At 52.3% G+C, this 20,309-nt stretch carries 18 protein-coding genes and 2 pseudogenes; 13 read left to right on the top strand and 7 right to left on the bottom strand.

All coding sequences use genetic code 11. The features are described from left to right. The first annotated feature begins 197 nt into the window (after positions 1-197). The 4 genes from hydN (at position 198) to ACOZIO_RS07685 (ending at position 6,414) form a co-directional block, all read left to right on the top strand. The gene (gene hydN / locus ACOZIO_RS07670; RefSeq protein WP_129952236.1) at positions 198-743 is read left to right on the top strand and encodes an electron transport protein HydN; all 546 of its coding nucleotides are present in this window, start codon (positions 198-200) and stop codon (positions 741-743) included. Between the two features lie 23 nt (positions 744-766). After that, a complete protein-coding gene (gene fdhF / locus ACOZIO_RS07675) occupies positions 767-2,938 on the top strand; it encodes a formate dehydrogenase subunit alpha (protein ID WP_129952235.1) in 2,172 nt (723 codons plus the stop codon). 136 nt (positions 2,939-3,074) lie between these two features. Next, positions 3,075-5,396: a carbamoyltransferase HypF gene (hypF, locus tag ACOZIO_RS07680; RefSeq protein ID WP_421595157.1), complete on the top strand. Its 2,322-nt coding sequence runs from the start codon at positions 3,075-3,077 to the stop codon at positions 5,394-5,396. Next, positions 5,389-6,414: a HoxN/HupN/NixA family nickel/cobalt transporter gene (locus ACOZIO_RS07685; protein ID WP_217138994.1), complete on the top strand. Its 1,026-nt coding sequence runs from the start codon at positions 5,389-5,391 to the stop codon at positions 6,412-6,414. The genes hypF and ACOZIO_RS07685 overlap by 8 nt, the downstream gene beginning before the upstream one ends. An 11-nt stretch (positions 6,415-6,425) precedes the next feature. Here the strand turns inward: ACOZIO_RS07685 and csgC are convergent, their stop codons facing one another. From csgC to ACOZIO_RS07700, 3 genes are all read right to left on the bottom strand, one after another. Beyond that, positions 6,426-6,755, bottom strand: a complete 330-nt coding sequence (gene csgC, locus ACOZIO_RS07690) for a curli assembly chaperone CsgC (protein ID WP_235173801.1) — start codon at positions 6,753-6,755, stop codon at positions 6,426-6,428. A 213-nt stretch (positions 6,756-6,968) separates the two neighbouring features. Beyond that, on the bottom strand, positions 6,969-7,445 hold the full coding sequence (gene csgA / locus ACOZIO_RS07695; RefSeq protein WP_421595158.1) for a curli major subunit CsgA: 477 nt from the start codon (positions 7,443-7,445) through the stop codon (positions 6,969-6,971). Between the two features lie 70 nt (positions 7,446-7,515). Continuing rightward, positions 7,516-8,004, bottom strand: coding sequence for a curlin (locus tag ACOZIO_RS07700; protein ID WP_129952230.1), 489 nt, complete (start codon positions 8,002-8,004; stop codon positions 7,516-7,518). Positions 8,005-8,878: 874 nt separating this feature from the next. Between ACOZIO_RS07700 and csgD the strand changes: the two genes are divergently transcribed. Genes csgD through csgG form a run of 4 tightly spaced genes read left to right on the top strand, consistent with a single transcriptional unit; the run spans position 8,879 to position 11,248 of the window. Next, a complete protein-coding gene (gene csgD, locus ACOZIO_RS07705; RefSeq protein ID WP_129952229.1) occupies positions 8,879-9,529 on the top strand; it encodes a biofilm master transcriptional regulator CsgD in 651 nt (216 codons plus the stop codon). Between the two features lie 4 nt (positions 9,530-9,533). Next, positions 9,534-9,929 carry a curli production assembly/transport protein CsgE gene (gene csgE / locus ACOZIO_RS07710; RefSeq protein WP_421595159.1) on the top strand — a complete coding sequence of 132 codons (396 nt, stop codon included), beginning with the start codon at positions 9,534-9,536 and terminating at the stop codon, positions 9,927-9,929. Positions 9,930-9,989: 60 nt separating this feature from the next. Beyond that, positions 9,990-10,382 carry a curli production assembly/transport protein CsgF gene (gene csgF / locus ACOZIO_RS07715; protein ID WP_129952774.1) on the top strand — a complete coding sequence of 131 codons (393 nt, stop codon included), beginning with the start codon at positions 9,990-9,992 and terminating at the stop codon, positions 10,380-10,382. Positions 10,383-10,414: 32 nt separating this feature from the next. Next, positions 10,415-11,248 carry a curli production assembly/transport protein CsgG gene (gene csgG / locus ACOZIO_RS07720; RefSeq protein ID WP_129952227.1) on the top strand — a complete coding sequence of 278 codons (834 nt, stop codon included), beginning with the start codon at positions 10,415-10,417 and terminating at the stop codon, positions 11,246-11,248. A 67-nt stretch (positions 11,249-11,315) separates the two neighbouring features. Here the strand turns inward: csgG and ACOZIO_RS07725 are convergent, their stop codons facing one another. Further along, the gene (locus ACOZIO_RS07725) at positions 11,316-11,774 is read right to left on the bottom strand and encodes a nuclear transport factor 2 family protein (protein WP_129991719.1); all 459 of its coding nucleotides are present in this window, start codon (positions 11,772-11,774) and stop codon (positions 11,316-11,318) included. Between the two features lie 193 nt (positions 11,775-11,967). Between ACOZIO_RS07725 and ACOZIO_RS07730 the strand changes: the two genes are divergently transcribed. Further along, positions 11,968-13,773 carry a DUF4153 domain-containing protein gene (locus ACOZIO_RS07730; RefSeq protein WP_421595160.1) on the top strand — a complete coding sequence of 602 codons (1,806 nt, stop codon included), beginning with the start codon at positions 11,968-11,970 and terminating at the stop codon, positions 13,771-13,773. A 96-nt stretch (positions 13,774-13,869) separates the two neighbouring features. On the opposite strand, the gene alaC is transcribed toward ACOZIO_RS07730, so the two are convergent. Together alaC and ACOZIO_RS07740 are read right to left on the bottom strand one after the other, a co-directional pair. Then, entirely contained in the window at positions 13,870-15,129 is a 1,260-nt protein-coding gene (gene alaC / locus ACOZIO_RS07735) for an alanine transaminase (RefSeq protein WP_129952224.1), read from the bottom strand. A gap of 116 nt (positions 15,130-15,245) precedes the next feature. Beyond that, a complete protein-coding gene (locus tag ACOZIO_RS07740) occupies positions 15,246-15,785 on the bottom strand; it encodes a GNAT family N-acetyltransferase (RefSeq protein WP_129952223.1) in 540 nt (179 codons plus the stop codon). A gap of 114 nt (positions 15,786-15,899) precedes the next feature. On the opposite strand from ACOZIO_RS07740, the gene ACOZIO_RS07745 reads away from it, so the two are divergent. From ACOZIO_RS07745 to uraH, 4 genes and pseudogenes are all read left to right on the top strand, one after another. Further along, positions 15,900-17,618 carry a sensor histidine kinase gene (locus ACOZIO_RS07745; protein WP_129991716.1) on the top strand — a complete coding sequence of 573 codons (1,719 nt, stop codon included), beginning with the start codon at positions 15,900-15,902 and terminating at the stop codon, positions 17,616-17,618. 65 nt (positions 17,619-17,683) lie between these two features. Next, positions 17,684-18,038, top strand: a pseudogene (locus ACOZIO_RS07750) (response regulator); the annotation flags it as partial. 89 nt (positions 18,039-18,127) lie between these two features. After that, positions 18,128-18,454, top strand: a pseudogene (locus ACOZIO_RS07755) (LytTR family DNA-binding domain-containing protein); the annotation flags it as partial. A gap of 238 nt (positions 18,455-18,692) precedes the next feature. Then, on the top strand, positions 18,693-19,100 hold the full coding sequence (gene uraH, locus ACOZIO_RS07760; RefSeq protein WP_095922951.1) for a hydroxyisourate hydrolase: 408 nt from the start codon (positions 18,693-18,695) through the stop codon (positions 19,098-19,100). A 127-nt stretch (positions 19,101-19,227) separates the two neighbouring features. On the opposite strand, the gene glk is transcribed toward uraH, so the two are convergent. After that, positions 19,228-20,193, bottom strand: a complete 966-nt coding sequence (glk, locus tag ACOZIO_RS07765; protein ID WP_129952219.1) for a glucokinase — start codon at positions 20,191-20,193, stop codon at positions 19,228-19,230. Positions 20,194-20,309 lie beyond the last annotated feature (116 nt).

Here is a 20,309-nt window from a genome sequence, read left to right on the forward strand (position 1 = left end):
ACGCTTTATGTATAGAAGTAGATGAAAACTTTTAACCCCCTCAATTAAAAGCATACTGAAATCCCCTAAGGCATTGGCATTGCAGGAAGGCAGCAAGCGAAGGAGTCCCGATGAGCTGACATGAGTCAGTGATTCGGGCGAGTGAACGCAGCCAACGCACCTGCGGTGTCAAGGACGACGGGGATTTGGAGAGAGAGATGAACCGGTTTATTATCGCCGACCCTAAAAAATGCATCGGCTGTCGTACCTGTGAAATTGCCTGCGTGATGGCTCACAGTGAATCACAAGATATCTCGCTGCTTAACGCCGCCACCTTCGCCCCGCGTCTGCACGTCATCAAAGGCGTCAATCTCAGTACACCGGTGATGTGTCGCCAGTGTGAAGATGCGCCTTGTGCCAACGTCTGCCCGAACGGCGCCATTCTTCGCACCGGGGATCATGTGCAGGTGATGCAGGAACGCTGCATCGGTTGTAAGACCTGCGTTGTCGCCTGTCCGTACGGCGCCATGGAAGTGGTCACCAAACCGGTTTTCCGCCAGAACGGCGCGGCGATGATCACCACCTCGGATAAAGCCGAGGCGCACAAATGCGACCTGTGTCATGCCCGCGCTGAAGGCCCGGCCTGTATGGAAATCTGCCCGACCAAGGCACTGTTTGCCATCGACCGTAACCACTTACAGGAAATGAACGCAGAAAAACGCCGCCGCGCTGCGCTCGACAGCACCTCCCCGCTGCTGTTTTAACCCCGGATTAAGGAAGCAATAGCATGAAAAAAGTCACTACTGTCTGCCCGTATTGCGGTGCCGGATGTAAATTGAATCTGGTTGTCGATAACGGAAAAATCATCCGTGCGGAAGCGGCGAACGGCGTTACCAATCAGGGCGAACTGTGCCTGAAAGGTTATTACGGTTGGGATTTTCTCAATGACACCAAACTGCTGACCCCGCGCCTGACCCAACCCCTGATCCGCCGCCAGAAAGGCGGGAAATTCGAAGCCGTCAGTTGGGATGAAGCCATCCGCTACACTGCACAACGCCTGAAAGACATTAAACAAAAACACGGCCCGCGCGCCATTATGACTACCGGCTCTTCCCGCGGGACCGGCAATGAAACCAACTACGTGATGCAGAAATTCGCCCGTGCGGTGATCGGCACCAACAACGTTGACTGCTGTGCCCGTGTTTGTCACGGCCCGTCAGTTGCCGGTTTGCAGGCCACCCTCGGTAACGGTGCGATGAGTAACTCCATCGGCGATATCGAAAACTCAAAATGTCTGCTGGTGTTCGGCTATAACTGCGCGGATTCTCATCCGATCGTCGCACGCCGCGTGATCAAAGCGAAAGAAAAAGGCGCACAGATCATTGTCTGCGACCCGCGCCGCATCGAAACCGCCCGCATTGCCGATCAACATTTGCAAATCAAAAACGGCTGCAACATGGCGCTGGTGAATGCCTTCGCCCATGTGCTGATCGAAGAAGATCTGTATGACCATGACTATGTGGCGAAATACACCGAGGGCTTTGAGGAATACCGCAAAAATGTCGCGGATTACTCACCGGAAGCCGTGGCAGAACAAACCGGTGTTTCCGCACAGCAAATCCGCCAGGCAATGCGCACTTACGCCGCCGCACCTTCTGCCACCATCATGTGGGGCATGGGCGTCACTCAGTTTGGTCAGGCAGTTGACGTGGTGAAAGGGCTGGCAGGGCTGGCCTTGCTGACCGGTAATCTGGGCCGCGCCAATGTCGGCGTCGGGCCGGTTCGCGGGCAGAATAACGTGCAGGGTGCCTGTGATATGGGCGTATTGCCGAATGAATTCCCGGGTTATCAGTCCGTCACTGATGCAAAAGTTCGTGCGAAATTTGCCGATGCCTGGGGCATTGACGTTAATCAAATGGACGCCGAAGTCGGTCACCGCATCACCGAGATCCCGCATCTGGCAATCGAAGGTAAGGTCAAAGCCTATTACATTATGGGTGAAGATCCATTGCAGACTGAAGCCGATTTAGGTCTGGTGCGAAAAGGCTTCGAAGCGCTGGAATTCGTGGTGGTTCAGGACATCTTCATGACCAAAACCGCCGAGCAGGCCGACGTGATTTTACCGGCCACCTCCTGGGGCGAACATGGTGGCGTATTCTCCTGCGCAGACCGTGGCTTCCAGCGTTTCGAGAAAGCTATTGAGCCAAAATACAACGTCAAACGCGACTGGGACATTATCAGTCTGCTGGCGACCGAGATGGGTTATCCGATGCATTACAACGATAACCAGGAAATCTGGGACGAAATGCGCAACCTTTGCCCGCTGTTCTACGGCGCCACCTACGAAAAAATGGGCGAACTGGGACACGTGCAGTGGCCTTGTACCACACTTGAAAGCCCGGGGACGCAATACCTGTACGCCGACAATCACTTCGATACCCCGACAGGTAAAGGCCAGTTGTTTGCCGCACCGTGGCGCGCACCGGCCGAAGTGCCGGACGGTGATTACCCGCTGGTCCTGTGCACCGTGCGCGAAGTCGGCCACTATTCCTGCCGTTCGATGACCGGTAACTGTGCGGCATTGCAGACGCTGGCTGACGAACCGGGTTTCGTGCAAATGAACCCGGCTGACGCCCAGGCGCTGAATATCCGTGACCAGCAACTGGTCTGGGTGGCCTCACGCCGCGGCAAAGTTATCTCACGCGTCAACTACAACGAACGTATCAATCTGGGTGCGGTGTACATGACGTATCAGTGGTGGATTGGCGCCTGTAATGAGCTGACGCAAGATAATCTCGACCCGATTTCCAAAACACCGGAAACCAAATACTGCGCAGTGAAAGTCGAACAAATCACCGATCAGCGCTGGGCCGAAAACTACGCACATCAGACTTACAGCGATATGAAAGCACGCCTGCGCAGCGCCGTGGAGGATGTGATCCCGGTGGTTGAGATTTAGTTTGATTTAGCTCCTCACCAAAAGGAGTGGGTTTTAAGCGCCTCCCTGAAGAGTGGGAATTGGGTTTTAGTTTTGCTCCCTCCCCTGCGAAGGGGAGGAGCTTTAAAACCCTCCTCTACGTTTAAAAAGGGTTTTTATGTCCGGTCTGCTCATTCGCATCTGCGGTAAAGTCCAGGGCGTCGGTTTCCGGCCTTTCGTCTGGCAACTGGCTGACCGTCTGCGGCTTCGCGGGGAAGTGTGTAACGACAGCGCAGGTGTGGAAATCAGGCTGCTTCAGCCGGTCAATCTTGAAATTTTTATTGAACAGTTACAACGCGACTGCCCGCCGCTGGCACGCATCGACAGCATCACTTTCGATCCTTTCGACTGGCCGATACCGCCGCAAAATTTCACTATCGCTGACAGCCGTCACAGCCGGATGGATACACAGGTAGTGCCCGACGCGGCAACCTGCCCCGAATGCCTGAAAGATATTACCCGTCCGGGGGATCGTCGTTTCGGCTACGCCTTCACCAACTGTACACATTGCGGCCCGCGTTTTACGCTGATCCGCGCCATGCCTTATGACCGCCCTTCCACCAGCATGGCGGAATTTCGCTTGTGCCCGCACTGCCAGCACGAATATCAGGATCCTGCTGACCGCCGGTTTCACGCACAGCCGGTCGCCTGTCCGCAATGCGGGCCGCAGGTCAGCGCGACGTTGCAAAATGGCAACATTCTGGCACAAGGAGAAGCGGCACTGGAATGCGCCGTCGCGGCATTACGCGCGGGTAAAATCGTCGCCATTAAGGGGCTGGGCGGCTTTCATCTGGCCTGTGATGCCACACAACAAAACGCGGTAATGCGGCTGCGGGAACGTAAACAGCGGCCGTCAAAACCACTGGCGGTGATGCTGCCGGATATCAGCTGGCTGGCAGAATGCAGCGATGAAAGCCCGCAATTTGCACTGCGTGAAATGCTGGAATCACCGGCTGCACCCATCGTACTGGCAGAGAAAAGTGCGATATCAAAGCTGTGCGCTGCCATTGCGCCGGACCTGGACGAAGTCGGACTGATGCTGCCGTTTACTCCGCTGCATCATTTACTGATACAGGCGGTTCATACCCCCCTGGTGATGACCTCCGGCAATGCGAACGGTTGTGCGCCTGTACTGACCAATGAAGCTGCGCTGTTGCAACTCAACGGTATTGCCGACGTGTGGTTGCTGCATAACCGCGATATTGTCCAGCGCGCCGATGATTCACTGCTGCGTGTGACACCCCGGGGTATTGAAATGCTGCGCCGCGCGCGCGGCTATGTGCCCGATGCTTTTACACTGCCTGCCGGATTCAACATCCAGCCGCCGCTGCTGGCGCTGGGCGGTGATCTCAAAAATACCTTCTGTCTGGTGCGCGGCGATCAGGCCATTCTCAGTACGCATTTCGGATCACTCACCTGCAGCGATATTGCCGGACAACAACAGCACGCGATTGAACATTTTCAGCGCCTTTATGATTGCCTGCCGGTGGCAGTGGCCTGTGACGCGCATCCGGGGTATGTCAGCCATAGACAGGCGGAAAGCCACGGTGTACGCGTGACGGAGGTTCTTCATCATCACGCCCATATTGCTGCATGTCTGGCGGAACATGGCTGGCCGCTGGATGGCGGCAAGGTTATCGGGCTGGCGCTTGACGGGCTGGGTTATGGCATTGCTGATGCTAAAACCGGTGCCCTGTGGGGCGGCGAGTGTTTGCAGGCAGATTATCTGCACTGCGAACATTTAGGCGGATTGCCCGCCGTTGCGCTGCCGGGTGGCGACCGCGCCGCGCGGGAACCGTGGCGGAATTTACTGGCACATTGGCAGGCCTTTGTGCCGGACTGGCAGACACGCCCTGAGGCAAAGGCGTTACAGGAACATCCGTGGTTGCCGCTCTCCAGAGCCATCACCGCCGGGATTAATGCCCCGCTGGCGTCTTCCTGCGGACGCCTGTTTGATGCCGTCGCCGCCGCACTCGGCTGTACGCCTGCGCAACTGAGCTGGGAAGGCGAGGCGGCAAGCCGTCTGGAAGCGCTGGCGCAACGCGGACAGGGTATTTCGCATCCGGTGACAATGCCGCTGCGGCATACACCGTCGGGCATGTTTCTTGATTTAGCGACGTTCTGGCAGCAATGGCTCGGCTGGAGGGCTACGCCTGACGCACGGGCTTTCGCTTTTCACGATGCGCTGGCGCAAGGCTTTGCCGCCCTCGCCTGCTATCACGCGGTCAGAACTGGCACCCGTACTGTGGCGCTGGGGGGTGGCGTGCTGCATAACCGTCTGCTGCGCCGGCTTTTACATCACTATTTAGCGCCCCTTCGCGTGCTGATGCCACAAAAGGTGCCTGCCGGAGACGGCGGTCTGGCGCTGGGGCAGGCTGTTATCGTCTGCGCCCGCCTGCAATATTCTTCTGGTTTTAACAACAAGGACTCCCATGATTAACCGTGATTTTTTTCACACGCACCGTCGTGCTTTCTGGCTGCTGATCGGGCTGCTGGCTGTCAATTTACTGGCCTGGGGTTGGGCTCTGGTGGTGTTTCGCCACAACCCTGCGCTGGTGGCGGCGGCCTTGCTGGCTTACGGTTACGGGCTGCGTCACGCCGTTGATGCCGATCATATTGCGGCTATTGATAACGTCACCCGTAAGCTGATGCAACAAGGACAGCGGCCGGTGGCAGTCGGGGCATTTTTTTCTCTCGGACATTCCAGCATTGTGGTGCTGGCCTGCGTGGCGATCGCGGCAACATCTCTGGTGTTTGGTAATAAAATTGGCTGGCTGCATGACTATGGCAGCACGATTGGCACACTGGTTTCCGCGCTATTTCTGCTGATGATGGCGCTGTTGAATGCGCTGATCCTGCGCGATGTTTACCGCCGTTTTCAGAAAATCAAACAGGGTAAAAATTCTGCGGAAACCGGAGAAGATCACAGGATGCAGGGTGGGATGATGAGCCGGTTATTCAGCTTTGCGTTTAATCTGGTAAATAAAAGCTGGCAGATGTATCTGGTAGGCTTTTTATTCGGGCTGGGTTTTGATACGGCCACTGAAATTGGCCTGCTGGGTATTTCCGCCGCCGGGGCCTCTTCCGGTATGTCCGTATGGAGCATTTTGGTATTTCCGGCGCTGTTCGCCAGCGGCATGGCGCTGGTCGATTCACTGGATAACTTTGTCATGGTCGGCGCTTACGGCTGGGCGTTCGATAAACCGGTGCGTAAGCTCTATTACAACATGACAATTACCGCCACCAGTGTGGTAATCGCCCTGTTTATCGGTGGCCTGGAAGCGCTCGGACTGTTGGCCGATAAGCTGGACTTACACGGTGGAATTTGGGTCGTTGTCGGGCGCCTCAATGAAAATATGGGCAGCGTGGGGTACGCTGCCGTGGCGATTTTTGTGGTGTTCTGGGGTATCTCTGCCCTCAATTATCGCCGTAAAGGCTACGACAATCTGGCGGTGTGATCCGCGCGCCGTCAGGCATCGTCCGGCAAGGTCAGTTGCTTTTCCAGACGCAGTTTATCGCCGTCCGTTACGGTTATCATAATTTGCGTTTTGCCCCCGGGCTGGACGGCAAAACGCATCTGCCCCAGAGGCTGCGGCTGGTTAGCGGAAAGATTGATATTATGGCTCTGACGGCTGGTGCTGGTGCCCGCAGTACTTTCCTGCGAAACAGAAACCGCTACCTGACAGGCGCAGGCTTTGGTGAGGCTGACCATCGGCGTAATGACATAATTCTGCGCATTGTTTTGTGTATCGAACCAAAGCTGGTTGGACATCACGGCAGCAATCAGGAGTAAATGCATAACGTTTATCCTCCGTATCCGGTCGAAAAAAAACAGGGCCAGCGCCCTGTTCTGAGAAGCTTTTGCCATGACTCATGGTAGAAGCTAAACCTGTTTTTTGCTCCTCTCCCTGCGAAGGGGGAGGTCGGGAGGGGGTTTCGCAGGCAACATCAAATTCGACGTTGCGAGTAATACCCTACCCCAGCCCTCCCCTTCACAGGGGAAGGAGCTGAATCAGTTTTGTGAAGCGTACGCGAGGTTGCCGGTACCAGACTGAACAATATTGGTCAGAGCACCGTTAGCCCCTTGCGAAGCCTGAGCATAGTTGCCAGAACCATTTTGGGAAACCAGCACTTTGCTGCCGTTTGCAGTTTGTGCAACGTTAGCATTGTTGAAGTCACCCTTCTGAGAAACGCTCACCAGACTGCCGTCGCCAGTCTGATTGGTGCTCGCGGTATTTCTGTAACCATCCTGACCGATGGAGGTCAGCGATTTTTGTGCGCCAGACTGAGTGGCATTCGCCAGGTTAGCCGTGCCCTGCTGGTAAATCTGAATTTCAGAATTCCACTGAGTTGCCGTGAATGTCGGGACCGTTGACGGCGGTGTTGACGGGCCGGAGGATCCGCCACCGTGATGACCATCATTGCCCCCTGCAAACGCACTGCCACTGACGACTAAAGCGGAAACTGCCACAATTTTCCAAAGTTTCATGATGCTACCCCATTGGTTTAATGTCGGATGTCATAAAAAACGTTCTACCCTTTTTGGGCCGATTTGATTGCTAATGCTGTGTCACTCTAATCGCCATTCCTGACGAGTTTTGTACGACGCCGCTGCTCTGGTTCGTACCATTCTGACGAATTTCCGTTACACTCCGGCCTTTTTGCAGAATGTATGCGGTATTGCCAAAATTCTGTTGCGTAATGGATGCATCCCCGCCGCCGGTTTGCGATATGTAGGCGAAATTATCGCTACCGCTTTGGGATATATCCGCGTTATTTCCATTACCTCGCTGATTCAGCAGTGCTGTATTCTCTGACCCGGTCTGACGGATAGCACCTGAATTTCCGTAACCCGTCTGATGGGTGACGGTCAGATTGCTATTACCGCTCTGATAAATTACAGCGGAGTTCCCCGTTGAATTTCCTGCACCCGCGAAAATCTGATCCGACCCTGCAGAATTGATTTCCGGATAAGTCATATCAAATTGCTGTGCATGAATCCCCCAGGATGCTGTAAGTAACGCCAGGGTTAATAAAGTCTTTTTCATTTCGCCACCCTGTATATACCGGCACCTTACTTAGCTCACCGGTTAATTGCTGCGGACAAATTGATTATGGTGTTTACTGAAAATAAGGAACTCACCCGCCCGTCGTATTTTAATTTCCGGCTTCATCAGAAAGTATGAGACAACCTTTATCATGCGGACTGTCCGGAACGATGGCGTAAAAGGTCAGCGGGGCTAATCAACCCCATGGCATTAATCCTAAAATTAAAGTGCAGAACAGTTTAAATAATCACACAAATGCAACTATTCTTAATTCTCTTTGAAATTAAAAACCCACGTAAAAGAGATCACCTGCACACTTTCATCCCTTAGCAGTCGCAAAAAAAAGCCTTTCCGCTGCTTTATAGCGCTGTTTAACCCGATGTAAAGTGACTTACAGGCCTGCTCACCTAAGTGAAATCAATACAAAAAGACACCATAATTTGGGTTATTAAAGGCGAAGCATGCAGCCGGCGGGTGTTTCAGCACAATTAAACCGGGTTGCTATCGAAGAAATATTTAGCCTTAACAAGGCCAAACGTTAATTTAGTGTAAAATTAGTAGCTAAGTCCTCTTTAACATGACGGGAATTAATTCCCGCCAATACATAAGGAAAGCTTTATACATTTTATGTTACATTCTGAAACACAAATAAGCCTTGCGTAAGGTAAACCAAAAGCTAAATTGAGTCAGTAACGCACATAAAACCGCCTGAAAATATTATGTGCCTCAGGTTGTGAATATTTGCTACTTTCAGATATACACAGCAAACATATCGCTATAGGTTTAGCAAAATAAAATCTCAGTCTATTTCCTGCCTTTTCAGTGATCAGGCAATGGCAGACTGTGGCTATAAAAATCAGGGCAGGGTTTCATTATGAGTAATGAAGCAGCAATCAATAATAATATTCTTTTATTAGTGACTAAACCATCATTACAAGCCAGTGCTTTATTGCAGCAATTAAAACAGCAACTTTGTGTTAATGCCCGGCTTCACAATATCCATAAATTACTTGAAGATCAGCCGCTTCATCAGGCATTAATTCTCTTCGATATGATGGAGGCCGATCGTCGGACAATTGATCTGTGGCAAACAGCGGTAAACCGTTATCACGACAATGTGAAGTTATTATTATTAAACACACCGGATAATTATCATTTTCGGGAAATTGAAACCTGGCCGGGGATCAGCGCCGTTTTTTATCTTTCCACCGATGAAGCACATCTGGTGGAAGGGATTAAAAGCGTGATCCGTGGAGAATGCTACTTCTCTCAGGGCTTCGCCAGTTACCTGATCAATCAGTCCGGTGCTTTCCGCCAGCTTCACTCAGAAGATACCGGCCTGACTCATCGCGAAAAAGAGATCCTTAATAAGTTACGTGTGGGTGCCTCGAATACGGAAATCGCGCGTTTGCTGTTTATCAGCGAGAACACCGTTAAAACGCATCTCTATAATTTATTTAGGAAAATATCGGTTAAAAACCGTACCCAGGCGGCGTCCTGGGCTAACGACAACCTCAAGCGCTGACATCATGACTATGTGCATAAAGGGCCTCTGGCTCTGGCTGGCGCTGCTGTGCGCCACCTGCCTGCATGTACAGGCTGCGGATATAAAAGATCCGGGGCTTATCACCGACAGAACCGTGACTTCGGTTGGCCACGATTTTTACCGTGGCTTCACCGGCAAATGGGAACAGAACTACCCGGAAACGCTCACCATTTCAGAAAGGCCCAGCGCCCGCTGGGGCAGTTGGATCACCATAAAAATAGGTCAGGACACCCTTTATCAGGCTTTGCTGTTTCCGAACCGTCGCAATTTTAATAAGGACATCGATACCGCCATTGCCGGGGTGAGCGAAGCACTATCACGGCGGCAGTTAGACAAAGCGTTACTGGGCACCGGGGATCTCGCCCATGACGAATTTTAATGCACAGCCTCTTTTAAGGAGAGCATCGTGAATATTCCAGTCTCAGCTTCGCGTTCAGTCATGCTGCTGGCATTACTGACGGCATCCCCAGTTTCCTGGGGCGGCAACATGGTTTTTCAGTTCATCAACCCGAATTTTGGTGGCAACCCGAATAATGGTGCGTTTCTGCTCAACGAAGCTCAGGCGCAGAATTCTTATAAAGATCCCGACAGCTATGACTTCGGCTCCACCCAGACGTCCGCGCTGGATAATTTTACCGCCTCGATACAGTCGCAATTACTGGGCAGCCTGATGGGCAATGTCAATCAGGGGAAACCGGGGCGGCTGGTAACACAAGACTTTATCGTGGATATCCAGAATACCGACGGGCAGTTGGTGATGAATGTCACTGACCGCAAGACCGGCAAAATTTCCACTATCCAGGTACAGGGCTTGTCCGCCACGACCAACTGATTCCGATGACCAATAAAAACAGGAACGACATCATGCGCAGCTATTTATTACTCATCGCAGTTTTTGTGTTGAGCGGGTGCCTCACAGCAGCACCGAAAGAAGCCGCAAGACCGACATTATTGCCCCGGGCACCAAGCTATACCGATCTGACTCACTTGCCTTCGCCGCAGGGCCGGATTTTTGTGTCGGTCTATAACATTCAGGATGAAACGGGCCAGTTCAAGCCATATCCGGCCAGTAACTTCTCGACCGCCGTGCCGCAAAGTGCCACAGCGATGCTGGTATCGGCACTCAAAGATTCCAAATGGTTTATCCCGCTGGAACGTCAGGGGCTGCAAAACTTACTGAACGAACGCAAAATTATTCGTGCCGCGCAGGAGAATGGCAGCGTCGCCATCAATAATCAGCGGCCGCTTTCCTCGCTGGTCGCGGCGAATATCCTGATTGAAGGCTCGATAATCGGTTACGAAAGTAATGTGAAATCAGGCGGTGCGGGGGCGCGATACTTCGGTATCGGAGCCAGCACACAATACCAGCTGGACCAGATAGCCGTGAACCTGCGTGCTGTCGACGTCAATACCGGAGAAGTTTTATCGTCCGTGAATACCAGCAAGACGATTTTGTCGTATGAAGTACAGGCCGGGGTGTTCCGCTTTATCGACTATCAGCGGTTACTGGAAGGTGAACTGGGTTACACCACCAATGAGCCTGTGATGTTGTGCCTGATGTCGGCGATTGAATCCGGGGTGATTTATCTGGTGAATGACGGCATCGAACGTAACCTGTGGCAGTTGCAGAACCCGTCGGACATCAACTCACCGATTCTGCAACGCTACAAGAACAATATTGTCCCTGCCGAATCCTGATAACCGGCAGTTGGCGAAGGGAAACCGTGGGTTGAAACGGTTTCCCTTCTTTTTTTATCCGGTGATCTCAGGTTTTGTTTTCCTCAGTTTTCACCGCCTGACGATAATTATTCACCCGCTTCTTATCCTCTAGATTAAAATCAGGATCGAGATAAATACTCAGCCGTTTAATCAGCAAATCTTCAAAAACAAAGACCGTGCAGAAATGATGGCTGCCGGCCTCCGACGTCGGCCAGCGGTCACCGTTTTGCATCACGCCACGCATCTGCCCTTCCAGCACAATGGCATCTCCGTCACTCAGAAAACGGAACGCGTCCTGAATGTGTTGGATCTTATCGATTTCAAGCGCGAAGCGTTTACCGAGTTCCCCCAGCGAAGTTTTTCCCTGTGCAGTGCCAAATTTTGGAAAAAACAGCACCACATCTTCAGCAAAGAGATCCAGCAATGACGCATCTGCCTGATCCAGTTTGGCGTAGAAATTTCTAACAATTTCAATGCGTTTTTCTTTCAGTTCGTGTTCTGCCATTTTCACCTCGGAATTCTCCATTTAATACATAAGCCTAGTGACTACAGCTGATTTTGCCAGTGAAGCGGCAGTGCTCACAAAACCACCGTTTCTGCCTGATGAAGAGTTTTCTGCACAGCGGGCGGGAATTCTCTACACTGGCGGGAGTTTTTATATTACTTCCCCTTACATTATTTTTTCCGGAGAGCCACGGATGCCTCAGTTCAATCAGACAGGTCGCCCGATGCCACACCTGCCTACACCCGGCCGCGGGTTAATCATTACCCTCTGCCTGCTTCAGGGATTATTGCTGTACTTCTTTTTCTCAGACCACATTGCAGCAAAATTTGCCGGTTTCTCTCACAATATTTACGGCCAGACTATGGCATTTACATTACCGGTGCTGATTTCATTGTCCGTCGTTCATCTGAATGACCGCCGGTTATGGGCCTCAGTGGCCCTGCTGGCGCTGCTGCTGGCCGGTATGGCCACCTGGGTAAAAAGTAATATAGCGGAGACATCGGCGGATTCAGTGCTGGTGTCATTTAATTTGTCTCTGGCGCTGCTGGTCTACTTCGTTTTGCCGTGGCTGCAGGTACAAACTTTCCCGGCGGCAAACCGTTACCGCTATGCCAGTCTTTCTGCGTGTTACAGCCAGAACACGCTGTCGGCCATGCTTACGTTCCTGCTGATGCTGCTGGCAGTGGGCGTGATGGCTCTGTGCGCGGCGCTGTTCCGGCTGGTCGGCATCGAATATTTCCATGAATTATTTTTTGAAACGCCGCTGTTTATGTATCTGGTTTACGGGCTGCTGTTAGGGGCCAGTATCGTCATCTGCCGCACGCAGCCGGCGCTCATCAATACCACCCGCCACATCATCCGTTTCATCCTGAAAGGCTTATTGCCGCTGGTGGCGTTTGTCGCGCTGATTTTCCTGTTTGCCCTGCCCTTCACCGGCTTGTCAACGCTGTCGCAAGCCTGGTCTGCAGCGAGCCTGCTGACCACCATGGCGCTGAGTATTCTGTTGCTGGTCAATGTCGTGCGTGAAACTGACAGCGAGGTCAAACCCTATCCGCGCGCTATCCGCCTGCTGGTGAATGCGGCGATTTTGTTGCTGCCGTTGTATGCCATACTGGCGCTCTACGCCACCGGCCTGCGCGTTTCGCAACACGGCTGGACACCGGAACGTCTGCGGGCGGTGCTGCTGATCATCATTACGCTGCTCGCATCGCTTTGCTACAGCTTATCGGTTATCGATAAGCACCCCGGCTGGCTGCCACGCATCACCCAGCTCAATAAACCGCTGTCGGTGCTGGTGGTGATACTGGTGATTGCCGCCAACAGCCCGCTGCTCGATCCTTACCGCATCAGCGTGAACAACCAGATTGCACGCCTCGACAAGGGCAAGATACAGGCGAAGGATGTTGATCTGAAATGGCTGCGTTTTGACACCGGTCGGCGGGGTAACGACGCGCTGGCAGCGCTGCAACAGCACCCCGCATTCACTGCCGATCCGCGCCTGCTGACCACAGTGAAAAATATGATGGCACAGACATCACGCTGGGGTTCCTACAACGATAAAAATGCAGCCGAACTGGCGAAAAATTATCGTGTGGAAGAGGCGAAAAAACGGATTCAGGTGGCGAAAGGTGCGACATCCCCCGATGACGCATGGTGGAAAAACCTGCCGCAGCTGGAGGAGTACCGCAATACACTGCGCGATTGCCTCAGCCTTCAGGGTGCGTGTATCGTCAATACGCTGGATTTAAACAATGACCGGCAGAAAGAGGTTTTTCTCTGTAATACGCTGGATGCACCTTCCGTTAATTGTCGCATTTACGCCAGACAGGCCGGGAAATGGACCCAGGCGGGAGAACTTTATCTGTATGAAGAAAAAGATAAATCTGCACTGATTACCGCCCTGCGCAACGGTGAGGTAAAACCGATGCAGCGTAAATGGAGTGATGTGCAGATTGACGGTAAACGCCGGGTCATTCACTACAACCACGACGAAGAATAACGCAAAATTCCCGGATAAATATGACCTGGATAATAAAGAAGTTAGCCTGATGTCATAAAAAAGCCGGGCGTCGCCCGGCTTTTGTTCAAATGCGCCTCAGGCAGTGACCGTCGGATCCTGTTCCACGGGCGGTTCACCCACCGTTTTTTTAGGTGGCAGCAAACCGTCGGCCCGGAACATCGCTTTGATGCCGCGCACGGCCTGACGGATCCTGTCCTGATTTTCGATCAGGGCGAAACGGACATGCGTATCGCCGTAATCCCCGAAACCGATCCCCGGTGACACACACACTTTTGCGTCGGCCAGCAATCGTTTGGCAAATTCCAGCGATCCTAAATGCGCATAAGCAGGCGGGATTTTTGCCCAGACGTACATTGATGCTTTCGGATTTTCCACCATCCAGCCCGCTTCATGCAGACCTCGTACCAGCACATTACGGCGCTGACGGTATTGTTCAGCAATGTCTTTCACACATTGCTGATCGCCTTCCAGCGCGGCGATGGCCGCCACCTGCAACGGCGTGAAAGTGCCATAATCATGGTAACTTTTGATGCGTGCCAGCGCGCTGACCAGTTCAGGATTACCGACCATAAAACCGATACGCCAGCCCGCCATGTTGTAACTTTTCGACAGCGTGAAGAATTCCACCGCAATGTCTTTTGCGCCCGGCACCTGCATAATTGACGGCGCTTTCCAGCCGTCGTAGACGATATCCGCATAGGCCAGATCGTGGATCACCAACACGTTGTATTGTTTAGCCAGTGCCACCACACGCTCGAAGAAATCCAGCTCCACACATTGCGCCGTCGGGTTAGACGGGAAACCGAGGATCATCATTTTCGGGCGCGGAATAGTTTCACGAATGGCTTTTTCCAGCTCAGCAAAGAAATCCACGCCTTCGGCCAGTGGCACGGAGCGCACCTGCGCACCGGCAATCACGGCACCATAAATGTGGATCGGATAACTTGGGTTGGGCACCAGTACGGTGTCGCCATGATCGAGCGTTGCCAGCATGAGATGCGCCAGCCCTTCTTTCGAACCGATGGTGACAATAGCTTCGCTTTCCGGATCGATTTCCACCTGATAGCGATCGGCATACCAGCGGGAAATGGCACGACGCAGACGCGGAATGCCGCGTGAGGTCGAGTAACCGTGGGTATCCTCGCGCTGCGCAACCTGCACCAGCTTTTCCACAATGTGCGGCGGTGTCGGGCCGTCGGGATTGCCCATACTGAAATCGATAATGTCTTCGCCACGATGGCGTGCGGCCATTTTCAGTTCAGCGGTAATGTTGAAAACATAAGGGGGAAGACGATCAATACGTGAAAAACGACGGGGTGAACTGGAATCAGCCATAATTTCCTCTGGGATACGTAAGCGCCCGGACCGTCCGAGCGACGCTGGCCGCGTAACGGCCTACAACGAACATAACGCAGAGGAAAATGGCTGTCGAGATACCGGGCATCTTTTTTTCACTGCGGACGTGGATCGGTGGCCAGCAGCCCCAGCAGCCAGTCGTTTTTCCACTCATCACCGATCCGGTAGCTGTCCCGCAAACGCCCTTCCATCCGGAATCCGCATTTTTCCAGCACACGGCGCGATGCGTCGTTGCCTTCCAACACGTTAGCCTGCAAACGATGAAAACCACACTGGTCAAACGCAAAGTTCAGCACTTCACGCAGGGATTCCACGGCATACCCCTTACGCTGATGTTCAGGTGCCAGAATGAATCCGACTTCACCCTGTTTATACGGCCGCCAGTCCGGGAAAAATCCGGTCAGCCCCACTGCTGCGCCGGTTTCTCTTTCACGCATCAGCAGGCACAGCCAGAAATCACTGTCGCGATCCCAGTGACCCAGACGTTGTTCAAAACGGCGATGAACCTGCGCGTGGGTTTCAATATCGCCGATAAAACGCATGACCTCCGGGGTCTGATACAGCCGCAAGAAAAATGCCCAGTCATCAGCCTGGAGAGGCTGCATGATCAGCCGCGGCGTGGATAACGAAATCATGTCGGAATGTGCTCCTGTGTCTGCCGATGGTGAAAGTCTGACCTTTTACATATAATAACCGCTGAATCCATTTGGCACGCTTATCTTTCAATCGTGCAAAGAGTCTAATCTGCCATGCCTCACATGTTCGATATGCTGCTGGCGGTCTTCGACCGTGCGGCGCTGATGCTTATCTGTTTGTTCTTCCTCACGCGAACTCCGCTGTTCCGCAAATTGCTGCATAAAGAAAATGAAAACCATACACCGCTGGAACTGACTGCGGTTACCGCCATTTTCTCACTGTTCGCTATTTTCGGTACGCTCTCAGGCATCAACGTCGAAGGTTCACTGATCAACGTACGTACGATCGCGATCATGTCGGGCGGGATCCTGTTCGGGCCCTGGGTCGGGATCATTACCGGCCTGATTTCCGGCACCCACCGTTTCCTGATCGACATCCACGGGCCGACGTCTGTTCCGTGTCTGATTACCAGTATTACCGCAGGTTTCCTCTCCGGTTATATCAATAAAAAAGTCAAAAAATCGCTGCACTGGAAAGTCGGTATTCTGGGCGGCATGCTGTGCGAAACGCTGACCATGATCCTGATTTTGCTGATGGCGCGACCGTTTTCGCTCGGGCTGGATATCGTCATGAATATCGCCGCACCGCTGATCCTCGGTGCCAGTTCCATCGGCCTGATTGTGTTGCTGGTGCAAAGTGTCGAGGATGAAAAAGAGGTGATCGCCGCACGACAGGCGCGGCTGGCGCTGGATATCGCCAATAAAACCCTGCCCTATTTTCGTAACATAGAAGGCAGAAATATCAACGCCGGATCGTTAGCCAGTATTTGCAGTATTATTCGCGATGATATCGATGCTGATGCGGTGGCGATAACCGACACCAAAAACATACTGGCGTACGTCGGCGTGGGCGCAGAAGAATACAATATCGGCCATGAAACGCTGAGTGAGATGACCAAAGCGACGCTGGAAAGCGGTGAAATTACGGTGAAAAACAACGACGAAATGCACCGTACGCCACAGATACACTCGCTGATTATCATTCCTCTCTGGGAAAAAGGTGAAGTCACCGGCTCGCTGAAAATCTATTACTGTGACCCGCACCGCATCACTTATTCGCTGAAAGTGATGGCGATCGGGTTATCGCAGATTATGTCGACACAGATGGAAGTATCACGCACCGAGCAGTTACGCGAGATGGCCAATAAAGCGGAAATGCGGGCGTTGCAGAGCAAGATAAATCCCCATTTTCTGTTTAACGCGCTGAACGCGATTTCATCATCTATCCGTGCCCGCCCTGACGTGGCGCGCCAGCTGATCATCAATCTTTCCCGCTATCTGCGTTATAACCTGGAACTGAACGATGAGCTGATTGATCTGCGCAAAGAATTGCATCAGGTGCAGGATTACATCGCCATTGAGCAGGCGCGGTTCGGCAGCAAGCTGACGGTGATTTATGACATTGATGATGACATTTCGGTGAAAATTCCGAGCCTGCTGATCCAGCCGCTGGTAGAGAACGCTATTGTGCACGGCATCCAGAAATGCAGCGGAAAAGGCGTGGTGGTCATTTCAGTGAAGCATCAGGCTGACGGCATCAGGGTATCAATAAAAGATACCGGCCATGGTATTAATCAGGAAACGATTGACCGCGTGGCACGCAATGAAATGCCCGGCAATAAAATTGGCCTGCTGAATGTACATCACCGCGTTTCATTATTGTATGGTCAGGGCCTGACTATCCGCCGTCTTGAACCCGGCACGGATATTTCGTTTGTGATTACGCATACGCAACCCCAGGTCACGGCAGCCTCAGAGAGCAAAATCGCCTGACCCGCAGAAACGCTTTTTAGTTTTACCCGCCCGCATTTCGGGCCATCGCACCGGGGGATAATTCCATGAACGCTATTATCGTCGAAGATGAAGTACCGGCTCAGGAAGAGCTGAGTTATCTGATTAATACCCACAGCAGCATCAGCATTGAAGCAGTTTTTGATGACGGGCTGGACGTGCTTAAATACCTGCAATCGCATGAAGTGGACGCGATTTTTCTCGATATCAGCATCCCTTCCCTCGATGGCGTATTGCTGGCGCAAAACATCAGTAAGTTTGCGCACAAGCCGTATATCGTGTTTATCACCGCCTATAAGGAGCATGCCGCAGAAGCGTTTGAAATTGAGGCGTTTGATTACATTCTTAAGCCTTATCATGAGTCGCGCATTGTCACCATGCTGCAAAAGCTGGAGTCACATTTTCGTCGGGATAAAGAGCTGGCTGCGAAGGAGCCCGGTGATAAACAGGAAGGTACTGCACCGGCCACGGGTAACCCCCTGCGGGTCAGTCACAGCATCAATCTGATTAAAGATGAGCGTATTATCGTTACCGATATTAACGATATTTATTACGCCGCCGCGCAGGAAAAGGTGACACAGGTTTATACCCGCAAAGAAGAATTCACGATGCCAATGAACATCACTGAATTATGCAACCGCCTGCCGGAGGAGTATTTCTTTCGCTGTCACCGTTCATATTGCGTGAATCTGTCGAAAATCCGCGAGATCGTGCCGTGGTTTAACAACACCTATATTTTGCGGTTAAGTGATCTGGATTTTGAAGTGCCGGTGAGCCGGAGCAAAGTTAAAGAATTCAGGCAATTAATGCGGTTTTGATGGGGATCTGACGGGTTTTGAGGCGGAGGGCGTTATTTTTTGGCGTCCGGCTCTGAATTATTACAAAAATGTCATTAGCCCGTCATCCTCAGGTTAGCCAGTAAAAAGTAGACTTTGTTTCGTCAAGACAGAGGATATTTCGCACTTTCTCACGTCTGTGATGTGGAAAACCTAAATATACCTCTGCCAGATATTCTGCGTTATTAACAAATAACATTGAGTTCAAAAGGACGAACATATGTTTAAAAAGAAATTATTACTCGCCGGTATTATCAATGCGCTGTGTCTGACATCCGCCTTTGCAGCAAACCCTCTTAGCGTCCACGTTCTGAACCTGCAAAACGGGCTGCCGTCACAGGGGGTAAGCGTATCGCTCGAGAAGCAGGAAGGTAACAAATGGGTGCAACTGAGCAGTGGAGTGACCAATGAGCAGGGACGAATTCCGGCGCTGTATCCCAATGAAAGTGTGATGGAGAAAGGTAATTATCGGGTAACGTTTAAAACTGGCGAATGGTTTGAAAAACATCATACCGCTTCATTTTTCCCGGAAATCCCTGTTATTTTTAAAGCAGATGGCTCAGTGCCTCACTATCACATCCCTCTGCTTGTCAGTCCTTACGGTTTCTCGACTTATCGCGGGAATTAAAGTCAGAAAAAAATCATGATGGGCAAGATGAACTTGAGTGCGACTTCATGCTAAATCTCGGGAGGGGTTCCTTGCTCCTCCCCTTCGCAGGGGAGGAGCCGATCGAGTTACCTTCTCAGGGGCAGTTTTAGATCGTCATACCAATCGACTGACGCAGATAAGCCCCTGCACCTAACAGCCCCGGCTGATCGTGGGTGATCAGGAATACCGGAATATCCATCAGGTAATCTTTAAAACGCCCTTTGTCTTCAAACGCGGCGCGAAAGCCTGAGGCTTTGAAGAATTCCAGGAAGCGCGGAACGATGCCACCTGCAATGTACACGCCGCCGAAGGTGCCCATGTTGAGTGCCAGGTTGCCGCCAAAACGTCCCATGATCACGCAAAACAGTGACAGTGCGCGGCGGCAATCCAGATTTTCATCCGCCAGAGCCAGCTCCGTCACGTCTTTCGGTCTGAAGTTTTCCGGCACACGATTATCTGATTTGACGATGGCGCGGTAAAGATTCACCAGTCCCGGACCGGAGAGAATACGCTCAGCAGAAACGTGCCCCATTTCGGTACGCAACTGCTCAAGAATAATGTCTTCTTCTTCGCTGTTTGGCGCAAAATCAACGTGGCCGCCTTCGCCCGGCAGGCTCAGCCATTGGTTGTTGGCATGAATTAAGTGTGCGACGCCCAACCCCGTGCCGGCTCCGTAAATCACTGCCGGTTTGCCGTCCTGTGCTTTTTTACCGCCAAACTGCAACAGGTCATCTTCTTTCAGCATCGGGATTGCCATAGAAACGGCAGTGAAATCATTGATCACTTCCAGATGTTGCAGTCCAAGATTTTTCTTCATTTCGGCAATGGAAAAGGCCCACGTATGGTTGGTCATCGCCACCCAGTCGCCGGTTATCGGACAAGCGATAGCGATGCATGCATCCTCAACCTCCTGATGCTGCTGCGCGAGGTACTCACGAACGACGGCTTCCAGACTGTCGTAATCCAGCCCGGAAAAAGTCTTCGACTGCGAAATCTCACCGCTGTCCAAAGCGCAAAGCGCCAGGCGGCAGTTAGTGCCCCCGACATCGCCCACCAGGGAGTATTTGGTCATGTTATTCTCCGCAAAAGTAAATTCATTATGCTGCGCATCCGCGCCAAATTCGTGTGGGCAAAATAGCGGTAATTGCTATACGCTGCAATGCAGTTTTGAAACAACCCACATTTATG

Origin of the sequence: Rahnella sp. PD4 (genome assembly GCF_049199325.1) — a bacterium.
Taxonomy (GTDB): domain Bacteria; phylum Pseudomonadota; class Gammaproteobacteria; order Enterobacterales; family Enterobacteriaceae; genus Rahnella; species Rahnella perminowiae.

Coding starts and splice junctions, on each gene's coding strand:
- alaC (WP_129952224.1), bottom strand. CDS start 15,129: ATGGCTGATTCCAGTTCACCCCGTCGTTTTTCACGTATTGATCGTCTT.
- uraH (WP_095922951.1), top strand. CDS start 18,693: ATGTTTAAAAAGAAATTATTACTCGCCGGTATTATCAATGCGCTGTGT.
- csgD (WP_129952229.1), top strand. CDS start 8,879: ATGAGTAATGAAGCAGCAATCAATAATAATATTCTTTTATTAGTGACT.
- ACOZIO_RS07740 (WP_129952223.1), bottom strand. CDS start 15,785: ATGATTTCGTTATCCACGCCGCGGCTGATCATGCAGCCTCTCCAGGCT.
- csgE (WP_421595159.1), top strand. CDS start 9,534: ATGACTATGTGCATAAAGGGCCTCTGGCTCTGGCTGGCGCTGCTGTGC.
- glk (WP_129952219.1), bottom strand. CDS start 20,193: ATGACCAAATACTCCCTGGTGGGCGATGTCGGGGGCACTAACTGCCGC.
- ACOZIO_RS07700 (WP_129952230.1), bottom strand. CDS start 8,004: ATGAAAAAGACTTTATTAACCCTGGCGTTACTTACAGCATCCTGGGGG.
- ACOZIO_RS07745 (WP_129991716.1), top strand. CDS start 15,900: ATGCCTCACATGTTCGATATGCTGCTGGCGGTCTTCGACCGTGCGGCG.
- hydN (WP_129952236.1), top strand. CDS start 198: ATGAACCGGTTTATTATCGCCGACCCTAAAAAATGCATCGGCTGTCGT.
- ACOZIO_RS07725 (WP_129991719.1), bottom strand. CDS start 11,774: ATGGCAGAACACGAACTGAAAGAAAAACGCATTGAAATTGTTAGAAAT.
- csgG (WP_129952227.1), top strand. CDS start 10,415: ATGCGCAGCTATTTATTACTCATCGCAGTTTTTGTGTTGAGCGGGTGC.
- hypF (WP_421595157.1), top strand. CDS start 3,075: ATGTCCGGTCTGCTCATTCGCATCTGCGGTAAAGTCCAGGGCGTCGGT.
- ACOZIO_RS07685 (WP_217138994.1), top strand. CDS start 5,389: ATGATTAACCGTGATTTTTTTCACACGCACCGTCGTGCTTTCTGGCTG.
- csgA (WP_421595158.1), bottom strand. CDS start 7,445: ATGAAACTTTGGAAAATTGTGGCAGTTTCCGCTTTAGTCGTCAGTGGC.
- ACOZIO_RS07730 (WP_421595160.1), top strand. CDS start 11,968: ATGCCTCAGTTCAATCAGACAGGTCGCCCGATGCCACACCTGCCTACA.
- csgF (WP_129952774.1), top strand. CDS start 9,990: ATGCTGCTGGCATTACTGACGGCATCCCCAGTTTCCTGGGGCGGCAAC.
- csgC (WP_235173801.1), bottom strand. CDS start 6,755: ATGCATTTACTCCTGATTGCTGCCGTGATGTCCAACCAGCTTTGGTTC.
- fdhF (WP_129952235.1), top strand. CDS start 767: ATGAAAAAAGTCACTACTGTCTGCCCGTATTGCGGTGCCGGATGTAAA.